Here is a 23808-nt window from a genome sequence, read left to right as displayed (position 1 = left end):
ACTGGCGGCTTTTTCTTTTGCCTTACTCCTCCCACGGAATCCAGCCTTAACCTGCCTGTGCCTTCAGAACTGCCAGAATGACCTTCTCGCACAGACCCTTGTGGATGCGCTCCAGCATCTCATCGAAGTCGATGTCCTCCGCCGGATCATCTGCCTCAACATCCGGCTCCTGACCGAAGCCTAGAACGGTCGAAGTGCTGCGTGTGGCTGTCGTAGTTTCATCACCTCTAATTCGCCGGAAAAATAGCAACATGGTGGAGTATAATGTCCATTTTTCGTCTTATGTAGGTACATTTTCGGTTTTTCCACTCATTTTTAGGCAAAAAGAAAAGAGCTACCGACCATCAGATCAGTAGCTCCAAGAGATTCATTTTTCTATTTAATTTTCAAAAAGCTCACTTTTTCGCTTATAAGTGATTTTATTCACTTTTCTGGGTTCATAAGTGATTATGTTCACTTATTTCGTTTTATGTAATTATCATGGGGTGACAGAAAAACTCACTTATTTACCATTTCTATACAAGTGATTATAATCACTTTTTTATTGAGATAAGTGAGAAAAATCACTTATTTCCCTGCCCCGGCGTTTCCTATCCTGCTGGCTGCGTTTCCTTAGCAGGCTGGATTCTAACCAAGTTGGCAGCTTAATTCCCGTCTCTCTGCCGCCTTGCCCACACGCCCCTCAGACAGCCCCTCTGTCGGCTTTTACTGCCGAACTGGGATTGTTTTGCGACGGGCTGGCTTCTGCCCGACGTGGGGCAACTGTGGGGCTTACAGCCTCGTCCAGCATTTTTCCGTTTTCTATCGGAATCGCATCTGAAACAGGAAAACTCACAAGGTTCTGTTCGGAGAATAATCTTCCAACCAGCCTGTATGACCTTTTCATGCTCCAATGTGCATCTCGATAAATCATTCTGGAAAAAGCCACACATTTAATCTCGCAGCTGTTTGTTTCATTCAGCCTTGTCACCCGATGCGCCCCGGCATCCTCTGCCTTACATGCCTGTACTGCAATCTGTCCCATCTTCCTGTTGTACAGAAATCGGTAATGTGTCGGCCATCCAAGTACCTCCAGTGTGCTGCGGAAGATGGTGATTCGTCCTTCCTCCGCATTGAATGTCACTCCCAGCATCCCGGAGTACCATTTCTGTTCTTTTTCCTGCAATCTTCTCACCTCCAAAAAAGGGCGCACTTCCCCCTTGGTATTGTAAAATCATTTTTAATCAAGCCCGGTATCGGGGACTGTCCTTCCTGTCAAAACTCCCATTGATACATAGCCATCCATCTGCCGGACTTCGGATTCTCTTAGATGTTCTTCTACAGGCACGCCAAAAGTACCTGCAATATCATCCGGGTAAAATCCCTTCCGAGTATTCACAGATTTAGTCTCCTGATCAGCTGGCTGTTCTGCCACTGTTCCTTTCTTTCGCTTCTGCCCATCATGAAAAATCTCTGGCACAAGCAGGTCAAAAACATACAGAGTTTCCCCCTCAAAGGTAATCCTGTACCCCAGCACCTTATATCTGCATTCACTATCCCAATCCATTTCTTTATAGACCAGTTCCGCAAAGGGCTTGCAGCTCATCTTCCTGCTCTTACGCTTATCCGGCTTTGCAATGCACCAGCGCAGAGCATCCTTGTCATTTTCATCGCACCCACGCACAACAATACGCTTCAAATCGTTATTGAACATGACGTGTACATAAACCACATCCTCCAGACCTGTGATGCAGGCTGTGTTGAATGTGATACTATCCTTACGGATTACGATTGCAGGATCACGAAGATGTGCAAACAACTCCTTTCGCACAACTTGATATCCATCATACGAAAAGGTACTCTGTAATTCCTCCGCTCGTGCATCTCTTTCATTTTCTGCCTGCTCCGCTGATGGGGCAATGCTTGTGTGTTCCTCATTCATTCGTGTCGGTCCATCCTTCCATTATTTCTTCCGCCTCATGGAGCAATGCATTCAGACCATCTGCGGTAAATGTATTCATTTCTTTAATTTCTGCTGCCGGCCGGAGTACATCCCAGTTTCCTGCATAATGCTCCTGCTGCAAAATGCCAACCTGTGCAATACTTGTGATTGGCTGTCCAAAAGTTCCCGCCCATTCTGGTGGGAAAATGTAAATCGTCTGTTTGACCGTTTTTTCCTCGGCTTCCTCTTCTTTCGGTGGCAGAACGACTTCCTCTATTTTGATCATCTCCGGCTCATCCAGTTCAAAAAGCATCAGCTTATTGTCCCCTTGTTCCACAAACTGCCCCCGGAAACGATACTTCAAACCCTCTTCCCATTCCATAATGTCGAAAAGTGTCTTAGACAGGCCACGGCAGCCAAGTGTGCTTGCACACCAGCGGCCCTCTTTCAGCCTTCCCCAGTGAATAGCATTCGGATTGCCCTTTTCGCATGGCCGAATCGCAACACAGCGGTCAACCGAGTTCAGAAGCAGTTCCACATACTCCACATCTTCAAACTTTTTCAAACAGGAAGTATTGAACCGCAGCTTACCATTGGAGATTGTCATCGCCGGGTTCTGTAGTGTAGAAAAATACTGAGCCCGTACTACCTCATATCCCGATAGATTCAGTCGGTTCATGACCTCTGCGGTATTCTCTTGCTCTTCCTGCATTACACTTTCAGAAGCCTCCCGGTATTCCTCTGCCGAGAAACCAGTCCAGTCCTTATCAAAAGGTACATATCCTCGAAGAATACCATCATCCACCACACTCAGAACCGGCAACGGCCTATTTTTTCTTGTATAGTTGCGAGATGCCCTCAGATGATTAGCTGCATTATAAACCTTTCTGGACACAATCGCCTCATGGTGATTCCTCTGTCGATACTGCGTCCGGTCATTGTTATTTTTCTTTGACTTATGTGTAAGAAAGTTCGGCGTGAAAGTCTTTCTTGCCAGCACATCCCCACAGTGACGTTCATTTGCAATGACGCCAGCTATCGTACCCGGATTCCATTCGGTATTTCCCAGCTTGGTTTTACGTCCATACTCGGTCAGAAGCTCTGCAATCTCGGTAAAGGAAAAGCCATTCAGATACAGGTAATAAATGACCCTAACCGTCTGTGCCTCACTTTCATTTACCACAAGATTTCCATCCTCGTCCTGATCATATCCCAACAATGCCGGCGTCAAAAACAGACCTCGACTGAACCGCCGGTCAATAGACCAGTTCATAATAATCGACTTGGAATGAGATTCCTCTTCAGCCACAGATGCCAGAATGGTCAGGATCATACGGCCATTGCTGTCCAGTGTATAAATATTGTCGGCCTCAAATTTCACACCCACGGGCGGGTCAAGATTTTTCAGCGTTTCAATAACCGAAAGGCAGTCCACAATGTTTCGGGCAAAACGGGCGATGGACTTTGTAAGAACCAAGTCTATCTTTCCTGCCTTACAGTCTTCAATCAACTGCTGCATTCCTTTGCGGTGTTCCAGCGAAGTTCCGCTGATGCCCTCATCATCGTAAATTCCAACGAACTCCCATCCCGGCTGTGCCTTTATGTACTCAGTATAGTAATTTTTCTGAAGTTCATAGGATGAAGTCTGCTCGTCATTGTCAGTGGAAACACGGACATAAGCCGCAACACGCCGAATAGAGGTACTTTCTCCAAGCCCCTCCACTGCCTTTGCCGGGATGACCTCCAATTCAGAAGCATCCACGCCCTTATACCTGTCTCTGATTTTCTGCTTGCGGTCTACCGACTCTGTTCCACTGTTTCCCATGTACTTCCTCTCATTCTTCCGGCTTTATGCTCCAAAACCACTGGCGCATCTTCCGATAACTTCGGATGCCGAGTTCTTTTTTCGTATTTTCTGCTGTCCTGCGACTGATGCCTTCGTCACTCATCCGCATATAGATTTCTCTTGCTCTCATATCGCCTTCGGAAAGCAGCTTTTTTATCAGGTATGCTGCTTTCTCAGACTTTGATTCAAACTTCGGAGGCTCTGACTCTGCTTCCGGGTCAGTTGGGATCTTGCACTCCAGCCATCGAAAACCCTCCTCGGCCGTTATTGAGAAACGAATCTCTCCATCAGATGGAGCCAGATTGTTTTTAATCTGTCGTACAATGCGAATATTTTTGTTTTCCGGATCATGCTCCATCTGCAGAACACTTCTGGCTGCTGCCACAACGTCCACACTACCAATGCTCCGGTACAGATCTTTTGTCCCCTCTTTCTTGTTGAGGTGACCAATCAATACAACTGCACAGTCATATGCAGATGCCCACATTCCAAGACGCTGCATCAGCTTTCTCGCCCTGCCTGCAATCTGAAGGTCAGAATCACTTCCCAGATATGCCTGTATCGGGTCAATGACCACCAACTTTGGACGAAATTGTATAATCGCCTTTCTGATACGTTCATCATCCAGCGTCAAGCCACTATTCATTTCTTCATTTATAAAAGCCACATTCCTGCAATCTGCTCCACACGTTTCCAATCTCGGCTTGATGGTGTCTGAAGCATCATCTTCCGAACACTGGTAAATAACTTTCTGGGGCATTCCAATAGACTTTCCATCCGGCATAGTTCCACCCTTTGATAATTCTGCAATCAAATTCATCATCATGGTAGACTTTCCGTCGCCGGGGTCGCCTTGCAGCAATGTGATCTTCCCGACTGCAATGAACGGATACCACAGCCAGCGAACAGCTGTTGCTTCTACATCACTATATAATGTGATAATTCCTGTTTCCTCTTTGCCTGTCATTCCCTTTACCTTTCATTTGCAGTCTTTTCCTACATTTATATTATAAGAGCTGCATGACATTTTGACTGCTACCTATCATGTAGCACGTTCCATGTTTTGCTACATAGTAGGTAGCAAAATGACCTTAGACCACACAGCAGATAGGGGTGTGGCATTTTGCGGTCTTAAAAATCTCTCATATTCAGTTGCTATGTATTTTTCTCTGCGGGATAATCGTACCAGCCTTATGCGGGAAAACATAAGGAGGAACACATGGCTATTGACTATGAAGCCTTGGGCAAGCGTATTTCAAATGCCCGCAAACAAATTGGTATCACACAGGAGGCGCTCGGTGAACAACTTAACATGACCCGTAAACACATCAGTGTTATCGAAACTGCTATCAACCGTCCCAGCCTGGATACCCTGGTTGATATCGCAAATGCACTGAATGTATCTGCAGATGACCTTCTCGTAGACAGTCTGACGCACTCGGCATCTACTGCAGATTCTGAGATTCACCGTCTGCTTTTGGACTGCAATACAACGGAACAGGAAATTCTTACCCGCACCGTAAAGGAACTGAAAGCGATTTTGTATGGTTTAGGAATCTGATTTTGTAACTCATTGACCACATAACAAAAGGCCCGCATAAGCCACAGCTGCACTTCGGCTCACTCCGGGGTGCTGTCTGTGGTTCATGCGGGCAGGGGTAAAAAAGAAGCCCGCCAGCGTTCCATGTAGGATTCTACACAGTGCGCCAGCGGGCAGTCATTTACTTACTTTTTCGGCTTAAACTTTGCGCTATAAGCATTTACTGCTGCATCGTGGATAAGCCATCCAAATTTTCTCAAAAAGTCCAATCGCTCTTCATTAGTCATCCATTTTGCAAGTGTATGAAGAACTCCCTCGTATCGTTCATTTTCTTTTCCGTTAAAAAACTTACCTCCGGGTCCCTGCTTAAATCTGACAGGAATCCCATTTTTAATTATCGTCCAGACAGTTGAACCACCATCTGTCTGAAACATATCCCCAACCATGCCGTCCAGTTCTCCGGCATCCATTCTTTTCAGCAGTTCTCTTTCCTCACTCGTCATCTTCATCACCCCCACAATCCTCTACTTTTATATCTTCCGAATCATACGCTCCCATTGGGTATTCCCGAATCCAACCTTCGATTTTTAATGTGTGGCCACATTCTGGACATTCATAGCAATCTTCAGAATTAAAGCTGTACACAAGATCCGGTCCCATACCATTTTCTTTTTCGTAAGAGCTTTCATCATACATGAAGTCCTCAAGGTCAACATTTTCTTCATGACCGCAATGAGGACATTTGACTGCTCTTTCCAGAGAAACCGGTCGATACCCATACATATCCTCGATATCGATAAATTCCTCGCCTGCCGCTTCTTTTTCGCTGATGATGTCCCAATAATGCTGCGTCTGGAAAGTTTCAAATTCTGCGCTGTCATCCAGAAGGTTATCCAGCATTTCTAAGGCATTCCTCTTTCGTTCAAGTTCATCATTGATATACTGCTTCCGTTCACGGATTGCCTGTTCAAGATCAATTTCTCCTGCTTGAAGTTTTTTTATATCTCCACAGGTTAAGCCAGATTTTGTAAGGACAACAATCCTCTGCAGATTTTTGAAATCTGCTTCTGTATAATCCGTTGCCTTGTTTCCCACCGGCGGATGTTCTGGTTTGAAGATACTCTCACGCTTAAAGAGTTTTATGCGCTCTGCATCAATGCCTAATTTTTCTTGTATTTCTTTTGGTCTCATAACATTCGACCTCCTTTCTGAAACCGAGTATAGCACATAGGGACTTTGTCCCCGTCAAGCCCTAAATATCATTTTTTCTAATTTTAAGGATACTCGATTCCAGTTTTATTTCAAGGCTTTTCTAAATGATTTGTATATTTCAGGCTTCGATATGCATCTCCAATAAAATTCACGAATTCCGGACTCATTGTCTCCACCATACTCTTTCCCTCTACATTCTGCAAAACAGCAATACTGACTCCGGACATATCATCTTCCCTCACTTTCAGTTCTCGTATCGAATCCGCTAAGGCCTCATCGATGAACGCAGCGAACTTTGCCCCATCAACATGGCTTTGCACTGGCATCGGTGCGCCACTTTCACCGAACAACTGGATTATCTTTGGTTCAATGATACTCTCCACCTTTTTCAAAGCTTCTTCCTCTGACATCCGCCTCAGATAGCCTTTCATTGCACTTGCCACAATGATTTCCATCACTGTTGTTCCATAATCCTCAACGGACAGCCAAGTTAACTTTTTCATGTCAATCACTCCTGCTATGTGTATTTCTGTATCCTCACCATATACCAAAACTCTGCACATAGCAATATGTACGATAAAAAATCCGTACAAAGCAAAAAAGGGCCCTGCCGGTATGCATTTCCACACATCCGACAGGGCATTCTTTCCTTTATACAGCCTGCTCTCGTTTTGCTTTACTTCTCAGATATCTTCGGTACTGAACTGTGTTGTCATATACCCGGTACGGGGCATCAACCAGAGTCACCAGCCCGTCAAGACTGCATTTCTTAAATCCCAGAAAACTGGTCAGTGTCCTCTGATTTCCACAGGTGGGCAGCGTTACACCAAAATTCGTTTCATAAAGTACGATGTCGCCTTTCACCGTTCCCTTTTTCATAAAAGCGCAGTAGATACCTTTTTCAAAATGGAGCAGGTCCGGTGCTTCCGCGATCCTCTCCGGCGTCATCTTCAATCGTCCTCTGTTCAAACTGGCGATCGCACCATCAACCGGCTTTCCATCCACATCCCGAAACAGGCTGCCCTGCACATCCAGCCCGTTCACCTTCAGCGGCATACCGGCGGCATTCTGTTCCGGCAGTTCTTTCAGGCAGGCAATGAAAAGGTCAAAATTCTTCTTCATAACCGTAAGGGCTCCCTGTTCCTGGCTCAGCGTTTCTTTTTCCTTTCGGAAACTCTCAATTCGCTGCCGGATATCCTTTGCCAGACTTGCATAGGCTTCGATTTCAGACCCTTCTTCATAGTCAGCATGGTAGAAGCTCGTACCAATATCATTTCCCGTCAGCCCATTTCGGATATCACTGTCAATCTCGTCCAATGTGATGTTGCCCTCCGCCAGTGATTCATTCAGTTCCAAATTCTGCTCCAGCACCGCATCCCGCATGGCCGTAACCTGACGGCCGATCGTCTCCTGCAGTTTTTCTCCCAGTTCCTTGATCTGAGCATCCAGCGTTTCCAGTCTTTCCACCGATACGCTGTTTCCTTTCATCTGCTGATACATCTGTTCACAGGCTTTTTGAAAAAGAGTGCTTATTTCCGAAGCCTCATGGTTTTTTTCATAATCCCGTTTCAGACGGTACAGCATTTCCATAAAGCTCTGTTCCAAGGCACATTCATGGATGCTTTCCGAAGGGCATCTTTCATTGGCTGCTTTTCTCTCGGCATCCGACAATCTCCCGTGTTTTTCCCTGCAGTACAGCTTCTGGTCCGGTGTACCATTCTGTCTGGGCTTTTCGCCCTCACGCTTTCCCATCTTCTGTTTGCACCGCCACACGGGATAAGCATATGCGTATTTTTCAAGGTAGATATCCGTATCGCCACCAGTTGCTGCAAGGCTTCGGTCATCCGTGTACCCAGTTGCCACACCTGTATAGGTCACACGGAAGAATCCCTCACCGCATTCTTTTCCGGCTCTTTCTCCATGTTCAAGAACCGCACCGCAGACCAGATTTCCAAATGGCGAGCCAGTGTATCCTCTCTTCTTCTTTTGAGCCGGTACCGAATCTCCAACCTTGCTGGGCTTTTCATAAAGCATCGTCTGAGCCTTGTCCCATGTGCTGCGGTCAATGATACCAACATGATGGTTTTCTACATAATAACGAGGTGCTTCACCTTTGTTGATCGTGGACCGGTGGGTCAGGAAATCCTTTGTGATGGTCTTCTGCATCTCAATGTCACCCACATATTTTTCATTTCGAAGAACTGTGAGCACAGAACTTGCCGACCAGTTCTTTTTGTTCACCGTCTTTCTGCCAAGTTCATTCAGCTCCTTTGCAATACGGTTTGCCGTCTGTCCACATACATACCGTTCAAAAATATAACGAACCGTTTTTGCCTGCTCCGGATTGATCACCCACTCGCCGTTGGCGCCTTTGTCATATCCCAGCATCCGGTTCAGATCCACCTTGGGCTTTCCAGCCTGGAAATTTTTCTGGATCGACCAGCGGATATTGTCCGAAATGGACCGGCTCTCATCCTGCGCCAGTGCGGAAAGAATAGTCAAGATCAATTCACCGGTCGCATCCAGCGTGTCGATATTCTCTTTTTCAAAGTAAACACCAACCGGCGGATTCTGCTGCCGAAGCTGGCGGACACAATTCAGGGTGTCCACCGTGTTTCTGGCAAATCGTGAAATCGACTTGGTCACGATATAATCCAGCTTTCCATCCAGGGCGTCTGCCATCATGCGGTTGAAATCCTCACGGTGTTCCCTGCTGGTTCCTGATTTTGCCTCATCTGCATAAATGCCTGCAAATCTCCATCCGGGTTTGTTCGTGATCAGATTTGTGTAGAATGCTTTCTGCGTGGTATAGGAAGTCTGCTGGCTTTCATCCCCTGTGGAGACTCGGCAGTATGCCGCCACACGGACATTGCTCTGCACCTTCAGCTGACCACCATTATGCACCGACCGCTTTGTAGCCGGTATCACTTCTACTTTTTTCTGTGTCATATGCTCTCCTCCGTTTCCTTCATATCTTTTTTCCGTTCCGACGCTTTCTATACTCTACCTGAACCGGTTCTCCAAGGATCTCTGCTTCATTTTCCGCAAACTTTGGTTTTCCATCTTTGCCGTATACCCGATAATCCTTGAAGTCCTTTATAGTCCTTCTGGCTCCGAAAGCAGTAAATTCCATTCCGTAAATGGTCCGGTAATGGATCACATCTCCGTCCACTCTGCCAGATTCAATATTTACGGCATACATTTCCCGGCTGAAGGTTAGCATATCTGGTGTACTCAAGAACACACCCGATTCCGTCCAATGCGGTTCTTTATCATCCAGACCATGCACCGCCAGCTTCTGTCCATAGCGGTTTTGCTCCGGCAGGGCCAGCAGTTCCTCCAGAAAATATTCGTACCTCTTTTTCAGGATGATGCCGCCTTCACTGCTTTCTTCCAAAATGTGTAGTTCGTTTTCCAGTTCTTCTTTCCGCTTCAGAATATCCTTCAGCAGTTCATTGTACATTGCCTCGGCACTTCCGGCCACAGGTGTGTAAACACTATCCACACGCTGTTGATCCATCTCTTCCATGATATTATCCATCTGGATGCTCCCATCCCGAATGGATTCCTGTAAGCTCTCCTGCAGGTAAACCCTTTCTCTCTCGGCCATCTGCTTCTGTGCTTCCATCTGCTTTTTCATAAGGCGTTTACATTCCTGCTCCAGTTTCTGAAGCAGTTCCCTGAGTTCCAAAATCCGTCCCGAATGGTCTTCCGGCTCCCTCTGGCATTCACGGTATTTGACCGCAAGCTCTGAGTGCTCTTTGTTTTTCTCATAATCCCGTTTCAGGCGATAGAGCATTTCCATAAAACCTTGTTCAATAGCAACCTCATAAAGTTCCTCTGTGCAGTCTTTATCCGAACAACGCATCTTCCCAACGCCATAAATCGCAAGTCCCTGTCGTTCCTTGGTATCTTCAATGGACTCTGCATCCACCCAGTATGCAGCAATCTTTCTCCTCTTGTGGATCAGTGTCTTTCCACACGCTGGACACGAAAGGTTTATATAGCAGATATTGAGAGGATCACGGCTTAGTAGCGGCGGCCTCCGTTTCATTTCACTTTGCACGATCAACCAGGTTGCCCGGTCGACGATCGGTGCGTGGTGGTCCCTGATGTAATACTTTGGAAGCTGTCCTCTGTTCGGAACCGCCTTATGGGAAAGAAAATTGCTGGTCACATATTTCTGCATTTCCAAATCGCCCACATACTTCTCATTTAGGATCACATTCGAGAAGCTGCTGGGGTTCCAGTCCGTGCCAGATACCGTTTTCCAGCCTCGCTCGTTCATCTCTTTAATGATAGTTGCACGGCCGGCTCCGCAGGCATATCTCCGGAAAAGGTAACGCACCGGTTCCGCCTGCTCTTCATTGATGATCCATTCTCCGTTTTCCCCTTTGTCATATCCGATCATCCGGCTTAGATGGACCATCGGCTTCCCTTCCTGGAACCGCTTCTGATAAGACCAGTGGATGTTATCCGAAATGGAATGGCTTTCTTCCTGGGCAAGTGCGGAGTAAATGGTCAGGATCACCTCACTGGTGGAATCCAGAGTGTTGATGTTTTCCTTTTCAAAAAAGATGCCCACAGGAGGTGTCAGCTGTTTCAGCTGTCTTGCGCAGTCGAGGGTGTCCACGGTATTCCTTGCGAATCTCGATATGGATTTTGTGACTATTAAATCGATTTTCCCATTTCTCGCATCCTCCAGCATCTGGTTGAACTCATCCCTATGCAGGCGGCTTGTTCCGGTGATTCCCTCATCTGCATAAATTCCTGCGAATGTCCAGCCCGGATGCCGCTGTATCATATCCGTGTAGAATGCCTTCTGGGTCCGGTAGGACGTTTTCTGTTCATCTGAATCTGTGGACACTCTGCAGTAAGCTGCCACCCTTAACCCCTTCGGCTTTTCCTGGGCAGCCTTTTGAGCCGTCGCTTCCTTTATCAATCGTAAAACCTCTGACATTTTTCCTCACCCTTTCTTTACATATTTTTTCCGGTAGCAGTTATCCCGCATGGCCTGTCCGTCAAAATAAGACGCCGTATACCGGTAATCTTCTATATTACTGTACATGACAACCTCTGTCCTTGTATCATCATACCAGTGAACCGTATAGTTCAACGGGGAATGGACCGTAATAGAAAGGACAAATGCCTTGCAGTAATCTGAGGTCACTCCATTCAAAAACTGCACCACGCCATCCCTTCCTTTCGGAAGTTCCTTCATCCATTCAATTGCCCGTTCTCTTCTCTCGTGGTCATTCTCCAAATCCTCCCAGTACCCTTCCAGATACTCCAACCGTTCTTCCAGATGCTTTTTCTCATCCATATCCCGGTCAAGTTTTTCTTTCAACCTTCTGATTTTCTCAGCATTGCTCTGAATGACTGCCTCGTCGATGCTCTCATCTCCCAGCAGTTCGCGTCTGGTCTGCATCACATCGTTCTGGCTTTCCAGAAGACGCAGTTTTTTCCCACTGTTTTCCATTCCAATCTGAAGGGTGGCAATCTGCCGTTTGTAAAAAGCACGGTCCCGTTCCATAAAATCAGTGTGCTGGATATTCTCCAGTCTTTTGATCATCTGTGGAACAAAGTCATCAGCTTCCTTTGTAAAACCTTCAAACTGCTCTCCGTAACGGCCGCTCATGATATCTGCCACTCCCACATTGTCATGAATTGGCTGTGTGCTCAGCCGGAATCGTTCAATGATTGCTTTACGGAAAGCCCTCACAATCTGCTCTTCATAGATTTTCTCGCAGTGGCAGATTCTCTTTCCATTATCAATCTCAGCTGTTGGGCAGTACCAGATAGGATAGTTTTTTGAATTTCTCACACGGAAAAACCTGCCGCATTCCCCACACAAAATCCTTCCTGAGAATGGCTTTGATCCTTTCTTTACTCCCTTCTCTTTTTTGGCAGCATTGGCTCTGCGGATTTCCTGAACAGTTTCAAACAGTTCTTCGTCAATGATCGCCGGATGGTGGTTCTTCACCAAATACTGCGGAAGTTCTCCATTATTCCGCTGGATGTTATGGTTCAGAAAGTCCACGGTGTATTTTTTCTGGATCAGGACAGCTCCTGTATATCGTTCCCTTTGTATCATCTGAGAAATAATCCTTCCAGTCCATCCTTCTTCCAGATCACTGTTCAGCTGTCCTTTCTTTGAGTTCTTTTTTCTGGCTTTGACCGCCACGGTCTCAGGAGCTGGAATCCGGTCATAATTCAAACCTCTGGCAACATCTGTATAGGCAGTACCCTCTGCCACCTCCTGAAAAATCCGGCGCACGATTTTTGCTTCTTCTTCCACAATTTCGATATCCCTATACTGATATCCACTTTCTGTCGTGACCATCTTTCCATTGTAGCGATATCCATATATGACCATGTTCTTTACCTCACCTCTCGGATAGCGCATCTTATTTCCAAGATTGATGTTTCTGGAAATACTCCGGCTTTCTTCCTGGGCAATCGCCGCAAGTGTCGTTAGAATAAAATCACTGGTCGGATCAGCTGTGTCCAGATTTTCTTTCTCAAAAAGGATCGTTACATTGTTGTCATGCAAAGTATTAAGGGCGGTCATAAAATCCGCCGTATTTCTGGAGAAACGGGAAATCGACTTGCATACAATACGGTCTATTTTCCCTTCCCTGCAGTGCCGCAGAAGTCTTTTGAATCCAACACGCTTATCCTTGACCGTTCCTGAAATTCCATAATCGGAGTAAACCCCGATTGGATTCCAGTCTGGATTGTTTTCGATCAGCTGATGAAAATACCGTTCCTGCGTTTCGTAGGAGTTTTCCTGGTCACTGGAATCAGTGGAAACTCGAATGTAAGCGGCTACATTCAGATGCCCTTCCTTTTCCTTTGTCCTGCGAAAAGAAGCTGTGGAAATAAATCCATTTTCTTCTTTCATTGCTTCTGCCTGTGGCTGGAAGCCCGCCTCGAACTCACTTCTCAGCCCACCGACCCGTTCCATAACAGGAACTGCCTGCTGCATTTTCTCCTTTGCAGCCAGCGCCTTCTGGATCAGGGAAGCAATTCCGGCATCTCCGTTTTCCTTGGATTTGGATAACGGCAACTTTGTCTTTTTCTCTTTTTGTTGGGTAGACATCTCTTGGCGCACAACGCTTTCCTGCAAAAAAGAAGATGCCGCCGCCTTCTTATCAGATAGGTCAGCTGCACCACTTTTTTCCTTCACCGCTTCATGGGATTTCTTTTCCTGCACAGGCATCTGAGTCACAGATGTGGTTTCCGGCAGAACAGATTCGCCCTGTCCGGTCGCTGCCATCAACATCTTTGAAAGCTCGGCTGCTGAAGCATTCGGGCGGCTTTTCTGTTTCTGCTGTACGGTACTTTTGACCGTTGCGCTCTGCAGTTTCTGCAAAAAATCATTTGCTGTACTCATCTTGTTCTCTCCTTTCCGCCCATCTGCTTTTCTCTTCGGGCAGTCACATATTCCCTCTACTGCGTGATATTATCAAGTAAATTCGGTGCAGAAAGACGGAGAATAATCCACCCGATTATTGTCCTATCTGCACCATCCAATATGTAAAGGCCCTGCCTGAAAAGACAGAGCCGTATCTCTTACAGTTTCTTGGCAAAATCAAGGCTGATCCAGCCATTACGCTTACCGGCATAGGCCTTCAGCAGACCCCAACGGGTTGCTCCCTCACCGTCTGCTTCCTCTACAATTGTAAATACACCTTTTCCAGTGTACTGCCCGGTCTTAGCATAGTTCGTACCAGGTCCCTTACGGATATTAAGGTCACTGATTGAAACGCGTACCGCATACGGGCAGTTTGCCTTAACTTCCGGGTAGACTGCCTTACCCGCCGGGTCATAAACGAAATAGCCCGGATTGACATCCGCACACTGCTTTGCGTAAGTCAGGTCATGGAAAGCACCCTTCTGAGAAGCCGCATTCTGCCAGCTTTTGCGGACACGGTACCAGCCGGAGATAACCGTACCCTCAGAAGCCTTTGCCACATCATACTGCGTAAGGTTCCAACGCTCGATGATACTGCAAAGGTTCTGTACATAAGTGTGGCTGGTCGCATAACCACCATCTTTGATCAGCTGTACCGCTTTCTTGTAATCCGTGCAGCCGGCCAGACCTTCATAGCGTTTCTTACTGCCGTTCATCGCACCGAGCAGATATGCGGCATGGTCGGTAATGGAATCCTCCACACAACTGTACTTTCGGAAGTCGGCTGTGATCGTGACCATCGAGCCATCGTCATTCTGCTCCTGTGTTTTCTTGGTATAGACAGACTTGCCATCCCAACTGCTGCCGCTCCAGCTGTTCCCGGAAAGCGAAGTCTTCATGCCAAAGCAGTTATTAGCATTCTGTGCCAGCTCAGATTTACCGTAGCCGGACTCAAGAATGAACTGAGCCATTGACACGCAAGCAAGAATGCCAGTGGTTTTCTGGTTCGCAGTAAACAGCGGACCGATCTTTGCCACAGCTTCTGCTTCCGAGAGATTTTTCAGCGAAGAAGCCTGCATGCCAGATGAGGATGAACCGCCCAGTGCTGCAGTCACCTTTGCGGCCAGATCACCCATGCGGGCATACAGCCAGTTTCCAGGGCAGCTTTTGTTGGCAAACCAGCGGTGAACGGTCAGCACCATTTCATCTGCCGCCGGAGCATAGTTGAGTGTCTTATTTTTATCACCCAGCCACAGGAGCTTCTTCTTCCCGTTACGCTTGCAGATATCGATACAGAGCTTGACGAGAGAATCATATACAGCACTGTTCATGGCATACGGCTCATTCATGTCACTGGCACATTCGATGGTGACTGCTCTCTGGTCATTTTCCCTGCTGGACGAACACCAGCTGCGGTTCTTTTCCTCGACACAAAGCGACACACGACCGTCCGTACCGATGCCGTAGTTGCAGCTTGCCTGCCGAGATGAACTGATAAAGCAGCCGCAGATGCTTTCTGCAGAAAGCTGACCAACCACGCAATGCGGAGTGATACGGTCGATGCTGTGGGTACGCTGCCCGGAATGGTTCGGGGAGAGTTTGGTGTAAACAACGAGTGGACTATTGGTATATCCCATAATGATTTCCTCCATAAAAGAAAAGAGACCCGGATCACTCCGAGTCCCCTTTAGGTCTATTGGTTATTCTCTATTCCTGTCTGCTTCTTCCAATATCCTACAGACAAACTTCATGATTGACATCGGCTTTTCACCGCCTATCCCATTCACTTTCCATGCTACACTGGAAATTGTGGAAATGGCACTGAGGACACCGCTCTTCTTAACACCTTTCCTGTCTGCAACATACTGTAAGAGCTGACCTGGTTTCAGATCCGGCCGATGCCAATGCAGGACGATTGCATCCCTCAGATACTCACATCCCTTATAGTACAGCGTAATGCCATACGGTCTTAACACATCTTCTGCCATGAGCTTTTCATTCATTTCCAACACTCTCCTTTTCCCAAGTATACCTTTCGGCATCAGGAAATTGAAGTCCTAAAAATGTGTCGAATTGCGCCGTTTAAGGGATCAGCAGTTTCATGCCGACCCGGATAGCGTTGGAAGTCAGCCCATTCAGCACACGGATATCCGCACAGCGGCCGCCGCTCCCCAGTTCCCTTTCTGCGATCTTCCAGAGATTATCACCGGGAACCACAGTATAGATCTTGCTGGCTGTGAAGGCATAGGTATCCGCACTGTTAAGAACGTAGGCCAGACCACTCACCGCTTCCGGGCACTTTATTTTCAGCCAGCCCGCACAGAATTCCACGATTTCAATCAGTGTGTTCCTTTTGTAAACGGTCACGACTTCTGCGCCAGTGTCCGGCATCTCCCGGATATTCATGAGGGTCTTGAGTTTGCCGTAGGCAATGGTTGCCGGAAGCTCCTCTGCAGTCGGGAACTCGTTCTCATCCACTTCAGCCTCTGCTTCTTTCTCCGCTGGGGTATCTTCCACAGGGGCTGTGGTTTCCGGCTTTTCTTCCGGGATATCGTCCACGACTGCTTTCTCTTCACTCTCATCTGCACCAGTATCTGGTACAGCCTCTTCCGGATAGATCACGTTGCCGTCATTGTCGAACACACGGCTGCCAGGGTTCTCATCACACTTGGCTTTTGCATTCGCCAGCAGACGATACGCTCCCAACTGGGATGCCTCATCTTCCCAGACTTCACGCACACGATAATAGCCGTTTGTCAGCTTTGCGGGATACTCTTTCTTACTCATATTGCTTTCCTCCTACTAATGAAGGAGAGGCTCATCACCTCTCCCCGTTTTCCTTACTCTTTGTTCTGCTTGTCGCTCTTTTCTTCCTTCAGCTGTGCCAGCATCTCCTTCAGCTTATCCGGCACCGGAAGGCCAATGACAGCTGCATTTTCGAGGCAGCTCAGACCTTCATTTGCCAAATAGAAAAACACAACAGCAGTTCTGATGGCTGCACCATTCTGAAGAATCTGCGTATCAATGATGTTGGCAATGCCAACCAGTACGAAGATGCACACCTTCTTGGCAATCCCCTTAAAGCCAACTTCAGAAGAAAGTTCATGCTTGATGGCTGCTGCCAGCACTCCGGTGAAGTAGTCGCAGACCACAAACACCACCAGTGCATAGAGGAAGCCATCAAATCCGCCGAAGAACCAGCCCAGGAAACCACCCAGACCTGCGAACATCCACTCAATCTTATCGATCACATTCTGCATAATCTTGTCCTTTCCAGCCCCTTTGGGGCATAAAAAACAGGCGGTTTCTCTGCCGCCTTTACGAAAAAAATACTCCTTCTATAATGAACACCGTTTCACAGCAAATAACAGACACTTTGCGTGAAAATCAGTGGAAATTTATTTTCCGAATGCCCGGATCACAGATCCTACCACACATTCTCCGATTCTGGCGTAGCCCTCCGTACTGCAATGGAGCTGGTCGCCATTAAACGGATACGGCGAAGATCCCGTATATTTTTCCAGAATAATGCTGCCATTCCGCTTTTGGTAATAGGACTGTCCGTTCACATACCGCTGCGGTGCACTTCCAACCACCCTGCCGGATGCATCCATCTGATACTTGGCATACTGCTCGTTCACAGCATTCTTCTGTGCGCCAAAGACACTCCATGTCCTGCGGTTGATCCCGCTCTCATGCCAGAGATCACAGACCGCCACATTATTTGCCTGCGCCACAGCCTTGATCGTATCTGACAGTTTTTCCATTGTCTGGCCAGTTCCGGTCGGATATTCTTCGTATCCGTCTGCATCCACATACGGATATTTGCCCGCACAATGCGGCGTTGCCACCAGCACATGACAGAGCAGATTCCCGGCATCCTCCAGTTCTTCATAGATGCGGTTCAAAAGATACTGGATTCGCCCGCAGATGGTTTCCTGTTCTGGATGACAGTCTCCGACCGAGCCAAGAGCTGTTGCTCTTTCGTTATAGGCCGGAAGCACCACGATCAGGCTGACACCTTCGACGTCAGCGGCCATCAGCGGTCGCAGGACACCATTCTTATCCGTTTCTGCATTGTACGTTCCATCCAGACCGTTGTCACCGTCCGTCATCCGAAGGATTCCGATGCCGCCCTTTGCATGGGTAGCAACATTCATACCGAGCAATTCTTCCAGCTTCTTCTGCCATTTTCCAGCCGCCGTAATGCTGTCACCAATGACCAGAGCCTTCTTCCCTTTCCAGCTACCGGACAGTTCCGCATATCCGGCAGCAACAGCTTTCTCTGCGGTATCAGATGCCACTGCATGATCTGCCTTTTTCGCTGTCTCCGCTTTTTCAGCATGATCCGCTTTTACTGCCACTTCTGATTTTTCTGCCAGAATAGCGCGCGTTGCATTCCGCACAGATGCCTCTCGTTCCGTTATACTGCTGTGACTGAGCGCCTCAATCTCCTCAACGGAAAGCCCAGTCACGTTCAGCACCCACATGGTCACAACAAAGGAAGTGTAATTGGAACCCGTCAGCTGCACCGCAAAATTCAGATTATCCTTTCCACCGGCATATTCGTAAACCAGATTCATTTGAAACGGAAGCGTTGCTTTATTCAGTGTTCCACACGGTACACGCTTTGCCCAGTTTGGAATGCCCGGTTCGATGATGCCAATGGAAACTTCTCCCAGCTGTGCGTCATCCGTTTCTACGGATTCCACCCTGCCAAAGACAAGATACTTCCCAGCAGCCAGACCACTCAGCCGTACTCCGCCGAACACGCCCCAGTCTTCGCTGCGGGTCACAGCAGTCTTTGCCCACGCATACGTTGTATCCTTTTCCTGAAACTTACTAGAAAAAGGAATCATTTCAGAAAAGACAGGGCATCCATATGCTACATTCCCCAGCATTTCCCGTGTCTGATCTGAAATGCCGGTTCTGTCTGCATACGGAACGCTCATGACTTTTCCGGCAATGCCCCATGTGTCATAATACTGAAGGATGCTGTCTTCAACCGGACTGCTGCTGATCAGAGACAGAACTTTCTGCAATTCATCATCGCTCTGCCCGGTCACATCCAACAGAACGCATCGGCTGTCGCACTCTACCACGGCCTCCTTCCTTGCAACGCACGGCGAAATGTCCAGCCGATATGCATTCTCCAGAATCTCTCCGAAGAATACTACATAGATTTCACTTCCGTGGGCAACTCTTATCGCCTTCGTCACATGAGTATTCAGATTTACACCTTTGGAATCGTACTGGTAGCAGCTCACACCGGCGCAGGAGCCGGAAATCTCCCGAATCTTGGAGATGAACAAATATTTTCGGAATTTGCCCATCAGCATATTGGTAAAACGATGGTAGAACTGACCGTAATCCGTAGTCCCCGTGATCCGGTAATCCAGAAATTCTCCTGCTTCACATTTAGCTCCCAGCAGAGCCGGCATCGCAGCCTTTGGGAACACCTCACCCAGATTACCATTGGAACCGGCAAGTGCCAGCTTTGCTCCGGTGATCCCATTCTCCACAGCCTGACTGTATTGTCCACGGATTGCCTCTCCTGCGGAGGGATACACCGTTCCGTCCTGTCCAACCCGGACATCGACCAGTTCTGCCGCATAATCAGCCTTAGCGTCTGTAGAAGCTGTCACGTTTGCATCCAGCCGCTTATTCATCTGTTCCACAGCTGTGTTCATGGCATCTTCTGTTTTCTGCATGGCAGACTGTGCATCAGATACTTTTGTGTTCACCCTGCTCTCTGCTTCGGATATTTCTTTGTGCATGGCAGATTCTGTTTCTGAAAGACTCCTGTGCATTTCTTCCACATCTTCTGCAACATCCGTTTCCAGTCTGTACATCTGGGCGTTGAAATGACTGCACAGGCTCCAATAATCCGTATCGGACAGCACTGTACCTGCCGGGACTGGCTTTCTGGAAATATAACCATCCCCACTTTCCGCGTCCAGAACGATTGTCAGTTCCTCATATTCCTTTTTCTGATTCCATACGCCATCGTGTTTCGGAATGATCCGCTTACCCTTAAAAGTTCCCATAAAAAATCTCCTTCCTGCCGGTGTTTATCCGGCTGTCCTCATAACAGTTTCGGATAGTCACCCGGTCAGGGAGGAGTTCTTTTCTTATGGCGGTCAGGTTTTACCCCCCCCCGAACATTTTTTCGATATACCGTTTTTTCTTCATTTTAGTGTCCTTTCTCTTACTGTTCCAAAATTCCAAGTTCGATCATCTTTTTATACAGCATAGTTCCGATGACCGTCTTGGTTGCAGCTGTGTAATGAACGGAATCCGCCAGCAGTGTCTGCGGAACCTGTCCCTGTTTGATACGCTCGATGTCCGCATCCGTGGGATCAAGGCCTGCATCGTCCAGACCATAGCAGCTGATGACCGTCTTGCCATCCGTGTCATACACCGGATGCGCCAGATACTCTCTGAGGCTGACGAAACGTCTGCCAAACGCCTGCTTCATCTGCTTTTCATATTCTGCACGCTGGCTTTCCGTTCCAGACGAAAGGCCCAGCACCAGATATTCCTTTCCTTTGAAGTGGCTGATCATCTGCTGGTGCATCCGAATCAGATCTGTAAGGTCTGCATAGCCACCATTCTGACCAATGAAAAGAATCATCACTTCAGAAGGCTGATTGTGCAGCCGGTCAAATGCAGTACGGACCGCAGTCGGACGCTTGATTGTGACTGCTTCGCCAGCGGCAGAACGTGTAAACGTCCAGATGCCGTTGGTATCTGCATAGTTCGTGCCAGTCCAGCGGAGTGTACCTTCTACCTCGCCAATCTTGACCGGATTGACATGGGCTCCTCCCTGCAAAAGTGGTGTCACCTTGTAGCCTTCCTCGGTCAGAATACCAGAATCTGTTTTTCGCACAGCGATAGTTACCGGCTCACAGGTGGCCGGGATCGTGATATTATTGACCAGCATCACATCGGCTCCCTGACGGGCAGCAATCGTTCTGGCATTCTCGCCACCGGTACCGCCGTTGTAGACCGGAATCCCGGACAGCTTCTGAAGAGTGGACGTCCATCCACCTCCTGCGGTAAGAGAATCGCCCCAACAGACAATACCTGTCAGCACCGTCGGCTTCTCCAGATTTTTTATTCGTGCTTCCTGCCCATTCAGTCTTTCTTCTGCCTTCTCCTCGCCGGATTTCAGCTGTTCCAACGAAGCATCCACCTCTGCAAAGCGTTCTTTCAGCTTTCCGTGGTTCACATAGGAACACCAGTAGGTGTATTTACTCTGGAAGAAGGTTGCCATATCTTCATCGGAAAAACTGTCATCCACAAAAGCATAATCCTGCCAATACCATTTCGGAGTCCATACAACAGGCTCCTCTCCGGAATACTTCCGGGTGTTCCAGATGCCAAACCAGCTGGCACTGAATGTTCCTGCTTCTTTCTGTACTTGGATTGCTTCCAGTATTTCCTGCGTAAAAGCAAACTTCCAGACATACATCTTTCGGTTTCCGTAAATGGTACGCTTCAGCACTGGTGAAACATTGATTGGATTCGTGAACTTGCTATCCAGATAATAGGCAATCAACAGCCGGTTATCATACGCACCACCCTGAACACCTTCCGGACAGTTCTCGAATTCCTCGATCTCACAGAGATAACAATACTGGTAGCCTTCTTCAAACTTCCGGAGCATCTCGTCAAAGGACATCATGCCGCTCAGCTGCTTGGCATATCCCTGGTTATGCGGCTGATCGGATTCTTTGCTCATACCGATGCTGAACTCGACCACCTGGTCAAAACCTGTACCACTGATCTTTGCACTTGCCCGGTTGCCGGTACTCTGGAATCCAAAACGGTAGGCATATGGATACTTCTCCGGGTATTGCAGCGTATCCATTCCTAGAGAGTAACGTACCTTCTCTTGATTCAAAAGTTCGTCTGCCGACACCATAAAGAAATTATCTGCAACGACTGCACTCCCGGCGCTTCCGGCATACCCGGCTTCCTCTGCACTCTCAGCCTCCTTTGCATGGGTAGCACTTCCGGCTTCGTTAGCAAATGTCGCTGTTTCTGCATGGTCTGCACGGCTTATAAACCGTGACCGGGCAATGAAGGACTGCTGGTTTACAATAGAGGTTGTCAACTGGATCTGTCCCAGATTTTCTACAATTTTGTCATTCAGAAAACTGCCTGCGAAAACGATATACAGCGGTTTCCCCAGTGCAATGACTTTTTCCACTATCTCCTGTTCCAGAGGGTAAAATATCCGGGAGCCGACCGTAACGGATGTGGTAATGATCGGGGTGACCGTGGATGCCCAGCTTCCAATACTGTTGACATAAAAGCGAACTTTCACTTCTGCCCCTTCAAGCTCCTTGTTTCCTTCCGGTCCGATGCCCTCCAGAGTCAGTTCCAAATACAGCCGGTCCAGCCGTTTCAGCTTCATCATCTGCTCATAGGAAATGCAGTAAGCAAAATGCAGAGATGACCATTGGAGCTTTTCATACTGTGTCACATAGGCAGCATGGTCAAACTTGAATACCACATTCTGACCATCCACCTCTGCTCCTGTCACACCTTTTGACAATGCGCCATTCGTATTGTCCTTCGGTCCAAAATAATAGGATACCGGAAGCCTTGGTGCTGCCATTGCATCGATCAGTTTCAAACGCTCAGCTAGGCTGTCGTATTCCACACCTGCAGAATCTGTATGACAGTCCGTCACCTCTTTCAGGATTGCCTCGTGCGCCCGCAAAAGCTGTGGTAGGGATGCCTCTCCGGCTCTGGCATTGATGATTTCCTGCTCCAGAATCCGCAGACAGTCATGCTCAGAAACATATTTCCAGCCAAAATCCTTGACATCTGTTGTTTCATACGCATACACATAAAACTCACTGTCCTGTGCAGTAGCTTTTTCCCTGCGGATACAGAAATAGAATTTTCTGGATGCCGTGTACTTCGTCACAAATTCTTCCCAGCGGCTTTCGGAAAAATCCAGATCAAACGCTGCCAGATAGCCATTTTCCTCATTCAGCTTTACAGCACCGAGAGCTACACAGCCAACCTTTCCATTGTCGCTGCCCCATGCATTCGGAGAATTTGTAATGATAGCCTGTCCTTCATACGGCACCTTGTTGCTTAGAATAACGACCCGGAACGACTTTTCTTTGCACTCTTCATAGGAACCGAAGAAGCCAAGAAAGGTTCCCGTGTAGCCAGAAACATGATGAACCAGACAGTGAACAGCTGCACCTTCCATACTATTCTGAACAGTATTCTCATTCCGGTATGCAGTTCCCATTTCTGCCGGAACAATTTTTCTTGCCAAACCTGCCGTAATGCTGCGGATGGCTTCCCCGGCATTCGGATAGGTAGTTCCTTCGCTGTCCACTCTGGTATCCACCAGTTCTGCGGCATAGTCCGCCTTGCTGTCCGTGGATGCCGTCACATTTGCATCCAGACGTTTATTCATCTGGGCAACTGCCGCATCCATGCTACTCTGTGTGTCTTTCATGGCAGACGTTGCAGCAGTTACCTTTTCACCCATCCGGTTCTCTGTTTCTGAGAGTTCCTCTGCCATTTTCTGATGGGTCTGCGAAAGTTCCTCACTCATCGCAGACTTCGTATTAGCAAGGTCTGTGTGCATTCCTTCCACATCTTCTGCCACATCTGTTTCCAGGCGATGCATCTGAGCATTGAAATGGCTGCACCTTGCCCAGTAATGCTCGTTTGTGAGCAGCGTACCGGCGGGAACATCATACCGGCTGATATAACCATCCCCCGTTTCCGGGTCAAGGACGATCATCAGCGGTTCATAACTTCTCGCCTTGTCCCAGTCTCCCTCATGCCGGGGAATGACTCTCTTTCCAAGAAATTCTCCCATTGTATCTCCTTCC

Annotated in this window: 18 protein-coding genes; 1 reads left to right on the top strand and 17 read right to left on the bottom strand. The window is 47.9% G+C overall.

Annotated elements, in window-relative coordinates; genetic code table 11:
* Positions 1–46 precede the first annotated feature (46 nt).
* The 5 genes from R8695_RS07665 to R8695_RS07645 form a co-directional block, all read right to left on the bottom strand.
* Positions 47–253 carry a hypothetical protein gene (locus tag R8695_RS07665; RefSeq protein WP_154779878.1) on the bottom strand — a complete coding sequence of 69 codons (207 nt, stop codon included), beginning with the start codon at positions 251–253 and terminating at the stop codon, positions 47–49.
* A gap of 429 nt (positions 254–682) precedes the next feature.
* Positions 683–1165, bottom strand: a complete 483-nt coding sequence (locus R8695_RS07660) for a hypothetical protein (RefSeq protein ID WP_154779879.1) — start codon at positions 1163–1165, stop codon at positions 683–685.
* 54 nt (positions 1166–1219) lie between these two features.
* Complete coding sequence (locus tag R8695_RS07655; protein WP_154779880.1) at positions 1220–1921, bottom strand: hypothetical protein; 702 nt, start codon at positions 1919–1921, stop codon at positions 1220–1222.
* Positions 1914–3746: a recombinase family protein gene (locus R8695_RS07650; protein WP_154779881.1), complete on the bottom strand. Its 1833-nt coding sequence runs from the start codon at positions 3744–3746 to the stop codon at positions 1914–1916. Before R8695_RS07650 ends, R8695_RS07655 begins: the two co-directional genes overlap by 8 nt.
* A gap of 10 nt (positions 3747–3756) precedes the next feature.
* On the bottom strand, positions 3757–4734 hold the full coding sequence (locus R8695_RS07645; RefSeq protein WP_154779882.1) for an AAA family ATPase: 978 nt from the start codon (positions 4732–4734) through the stop codon (positions 3757–3759).
* A 252-nt stretch (positions 4735–4986) separates the two neighbouring features.
* On the opposite strand from R8695_RS07645, the gene R8695_RS07640 reads away from it, so the two are divergent.
* The gene (locus R8695_RS07640) at positions 4987–5328 is read left to right on the top strand and encodes a helix-turn-helix domain-containing protein (protein ID WP_118578260.1); all 342 of its coding nucleotides are present in this window, start codon (positions 4987–4989) and stop codon (positions 5326–5328) included.
* A 164-nt stretch (positions 5329–5492) separates the two neighbouring features.
* On the opposite strand, the gene R8695_RS07635 is transcribed toward R8695_RS07640, so the two are convergent.
* From R8695_RS07635 to R8695_RS07580, 12 genes are all read right to left on the bottom strand, one after another.
* The gene (locus tag R8695_RS07635) at positions 5493–5810 is read right to left on the bottom strand and encodes a hypothetical protein (protein WP_154779883.1); all 318 of its coding nucleotides are present in this window, start codon (positions 5808–5810) and stop codon (positions 5493–5495) included.
* Positions 5800–6498 (bottom strand): MerR family transcriptional regulator, encoded by a 699-nt coding sequence (locus R8695_RS07630; protein ID WP_154779884.1) that lies wholly within the window; start codon positions 6496–6498, stop codon positions 5800–5802. The genes R8695_RS07635 and R8695_RS07630 overlap by 11 nt, the downstream gene beginning before the upstream one ends.
* Positions 6499–6608: 110 nt before the next feature.
* Positions 6609–7022, bottom strand: a complete 414-nt coding sequence (locus R8695_RS07625) for a hypothetical protein (RefSeq protein ID WP_154779885.1) — start codon at positions 7020–7022, stop codon at positions 6609–6611.
* Positions 7023–7170: 148 nt separating this feature from the next.
* Positions 7171–9468: a recombinase family protein gene (locus R8695_RS07620; RefSeq protein ID WP_154779886.1), complete on the bottom strand. Its 2298-nt coding sequence runs from the start codon at positions 9466–9468 to the stop codon at positions 7171–7173.
* A 19-nt stretch (positions 9469–9487) separates the two neighbouring features.
* Complete coding sequence (locus R8695_RS07615) at positions 9488–11461, bottom strand: recombinase family protein (RefSeq protein ID WP_167515451.1); 1974 nt, start codon at positions 11459–11461, stop codon at positions 9488–9490.
* A gap of 24 nt (positions 11462–11485) precedes the next feature.
* Positions 11486–13915 carry a recombinase family protein gene (locus R8695_RS07610; RefSeq protein ID WP_154779888.1) on the bottom strand — a complete coding sequence of 810 codons (2430 nt, stop codon included), beginning with the start codon at positions 13913–13915 and terminating at the stop codon, positions 11486–11488.
* Between the two features lie 179 nt (positions 13916–14094).
* Positions 14095–15573, bottom strand: coding sequence for a glucosaminidase domain-containing protein (locus R8695_RS07605; RefSeq protein ID WP_154779889.1), 1479 nt, complete (start codon positions 15571–15573; stop codon positions 14095–14097).
* A gap of 63 nt (positions 15574–15636) precedes the next feature.
* Positions 15637–15939 carry a sporulation initiation factor Spo0A C-terminal domain-containing protein gene (locus R8695_RS07600; protein ID WP_167515452.1) on the bottom strand — a complete coding sequence of 101 codons (303 nt, stop codon included), beginning with the start codon at positions 15937–15939 and terminating at the stop codon, positions 15637–15639.
* A gap of 79 nt (positions 15940–16018) precedes the next feature.
* Complete coding sequence (locus R8695_RS07595) at positions 16019–16723, bottom strand: LysM peptidoglycan-binding domain-containing protein (protein ID WP_243139471.1); 705 nt, start codon at positions 16721–16723, stop codon at positions 16019–16021.
* 53 nt (positions 16724–16776) lie between these two features.
* Positions 16777–17196 carry a phage holin family protein gene (locus R8695_RS07590; RefSeq protein WP_154779891.1) on the bottom strand — a complete coding sequence of 140 codons (420 nt, stop codon included), beginning with the start codon at positions 17194–17196 and terminating at the stop codon, positions 16777–16779.
* Positions 17197–17334: 138 nt separating this feature from the next.
* Positions 17335–19983: a hypothetical protein gene (locus R8695_RS07585; RefSeq protein ID WP_154779892.1), complete on the bottom strand. Its 2649-nt coding sequence runs from the start codon at positions 19981–19983 to the stop codon at positions 17335–17337.
* Between the two features lie 161 nt (positions 19984–20144).
* Positions 20145–23795: a hypothetical protein gene (locus R8695_RS07580; RefSeq protein WP_154779893.1), complete on the bottom strand. Its 3651-nt coding sequence runs from the start codon at positions 23793–23795 to the stop codon at positions 20145–20147.
* Positions 23796–23808 lie beyond the last annotated feature (13 nt).

Source organism: Blautia luti, assembly GCF_033096465.1.
GTDB classification, from domain to species: Bacteria; Bacillota; Clostridia; order Lachnospirales; family Lachnospiraceae; genus Blautia_A; species Blautia_A luti.
The sequence above is the reverse complement of the archived record's forward strand: the minus strand, read 5'-3'. Positions and strand labels throughout refer to the sequence as shown.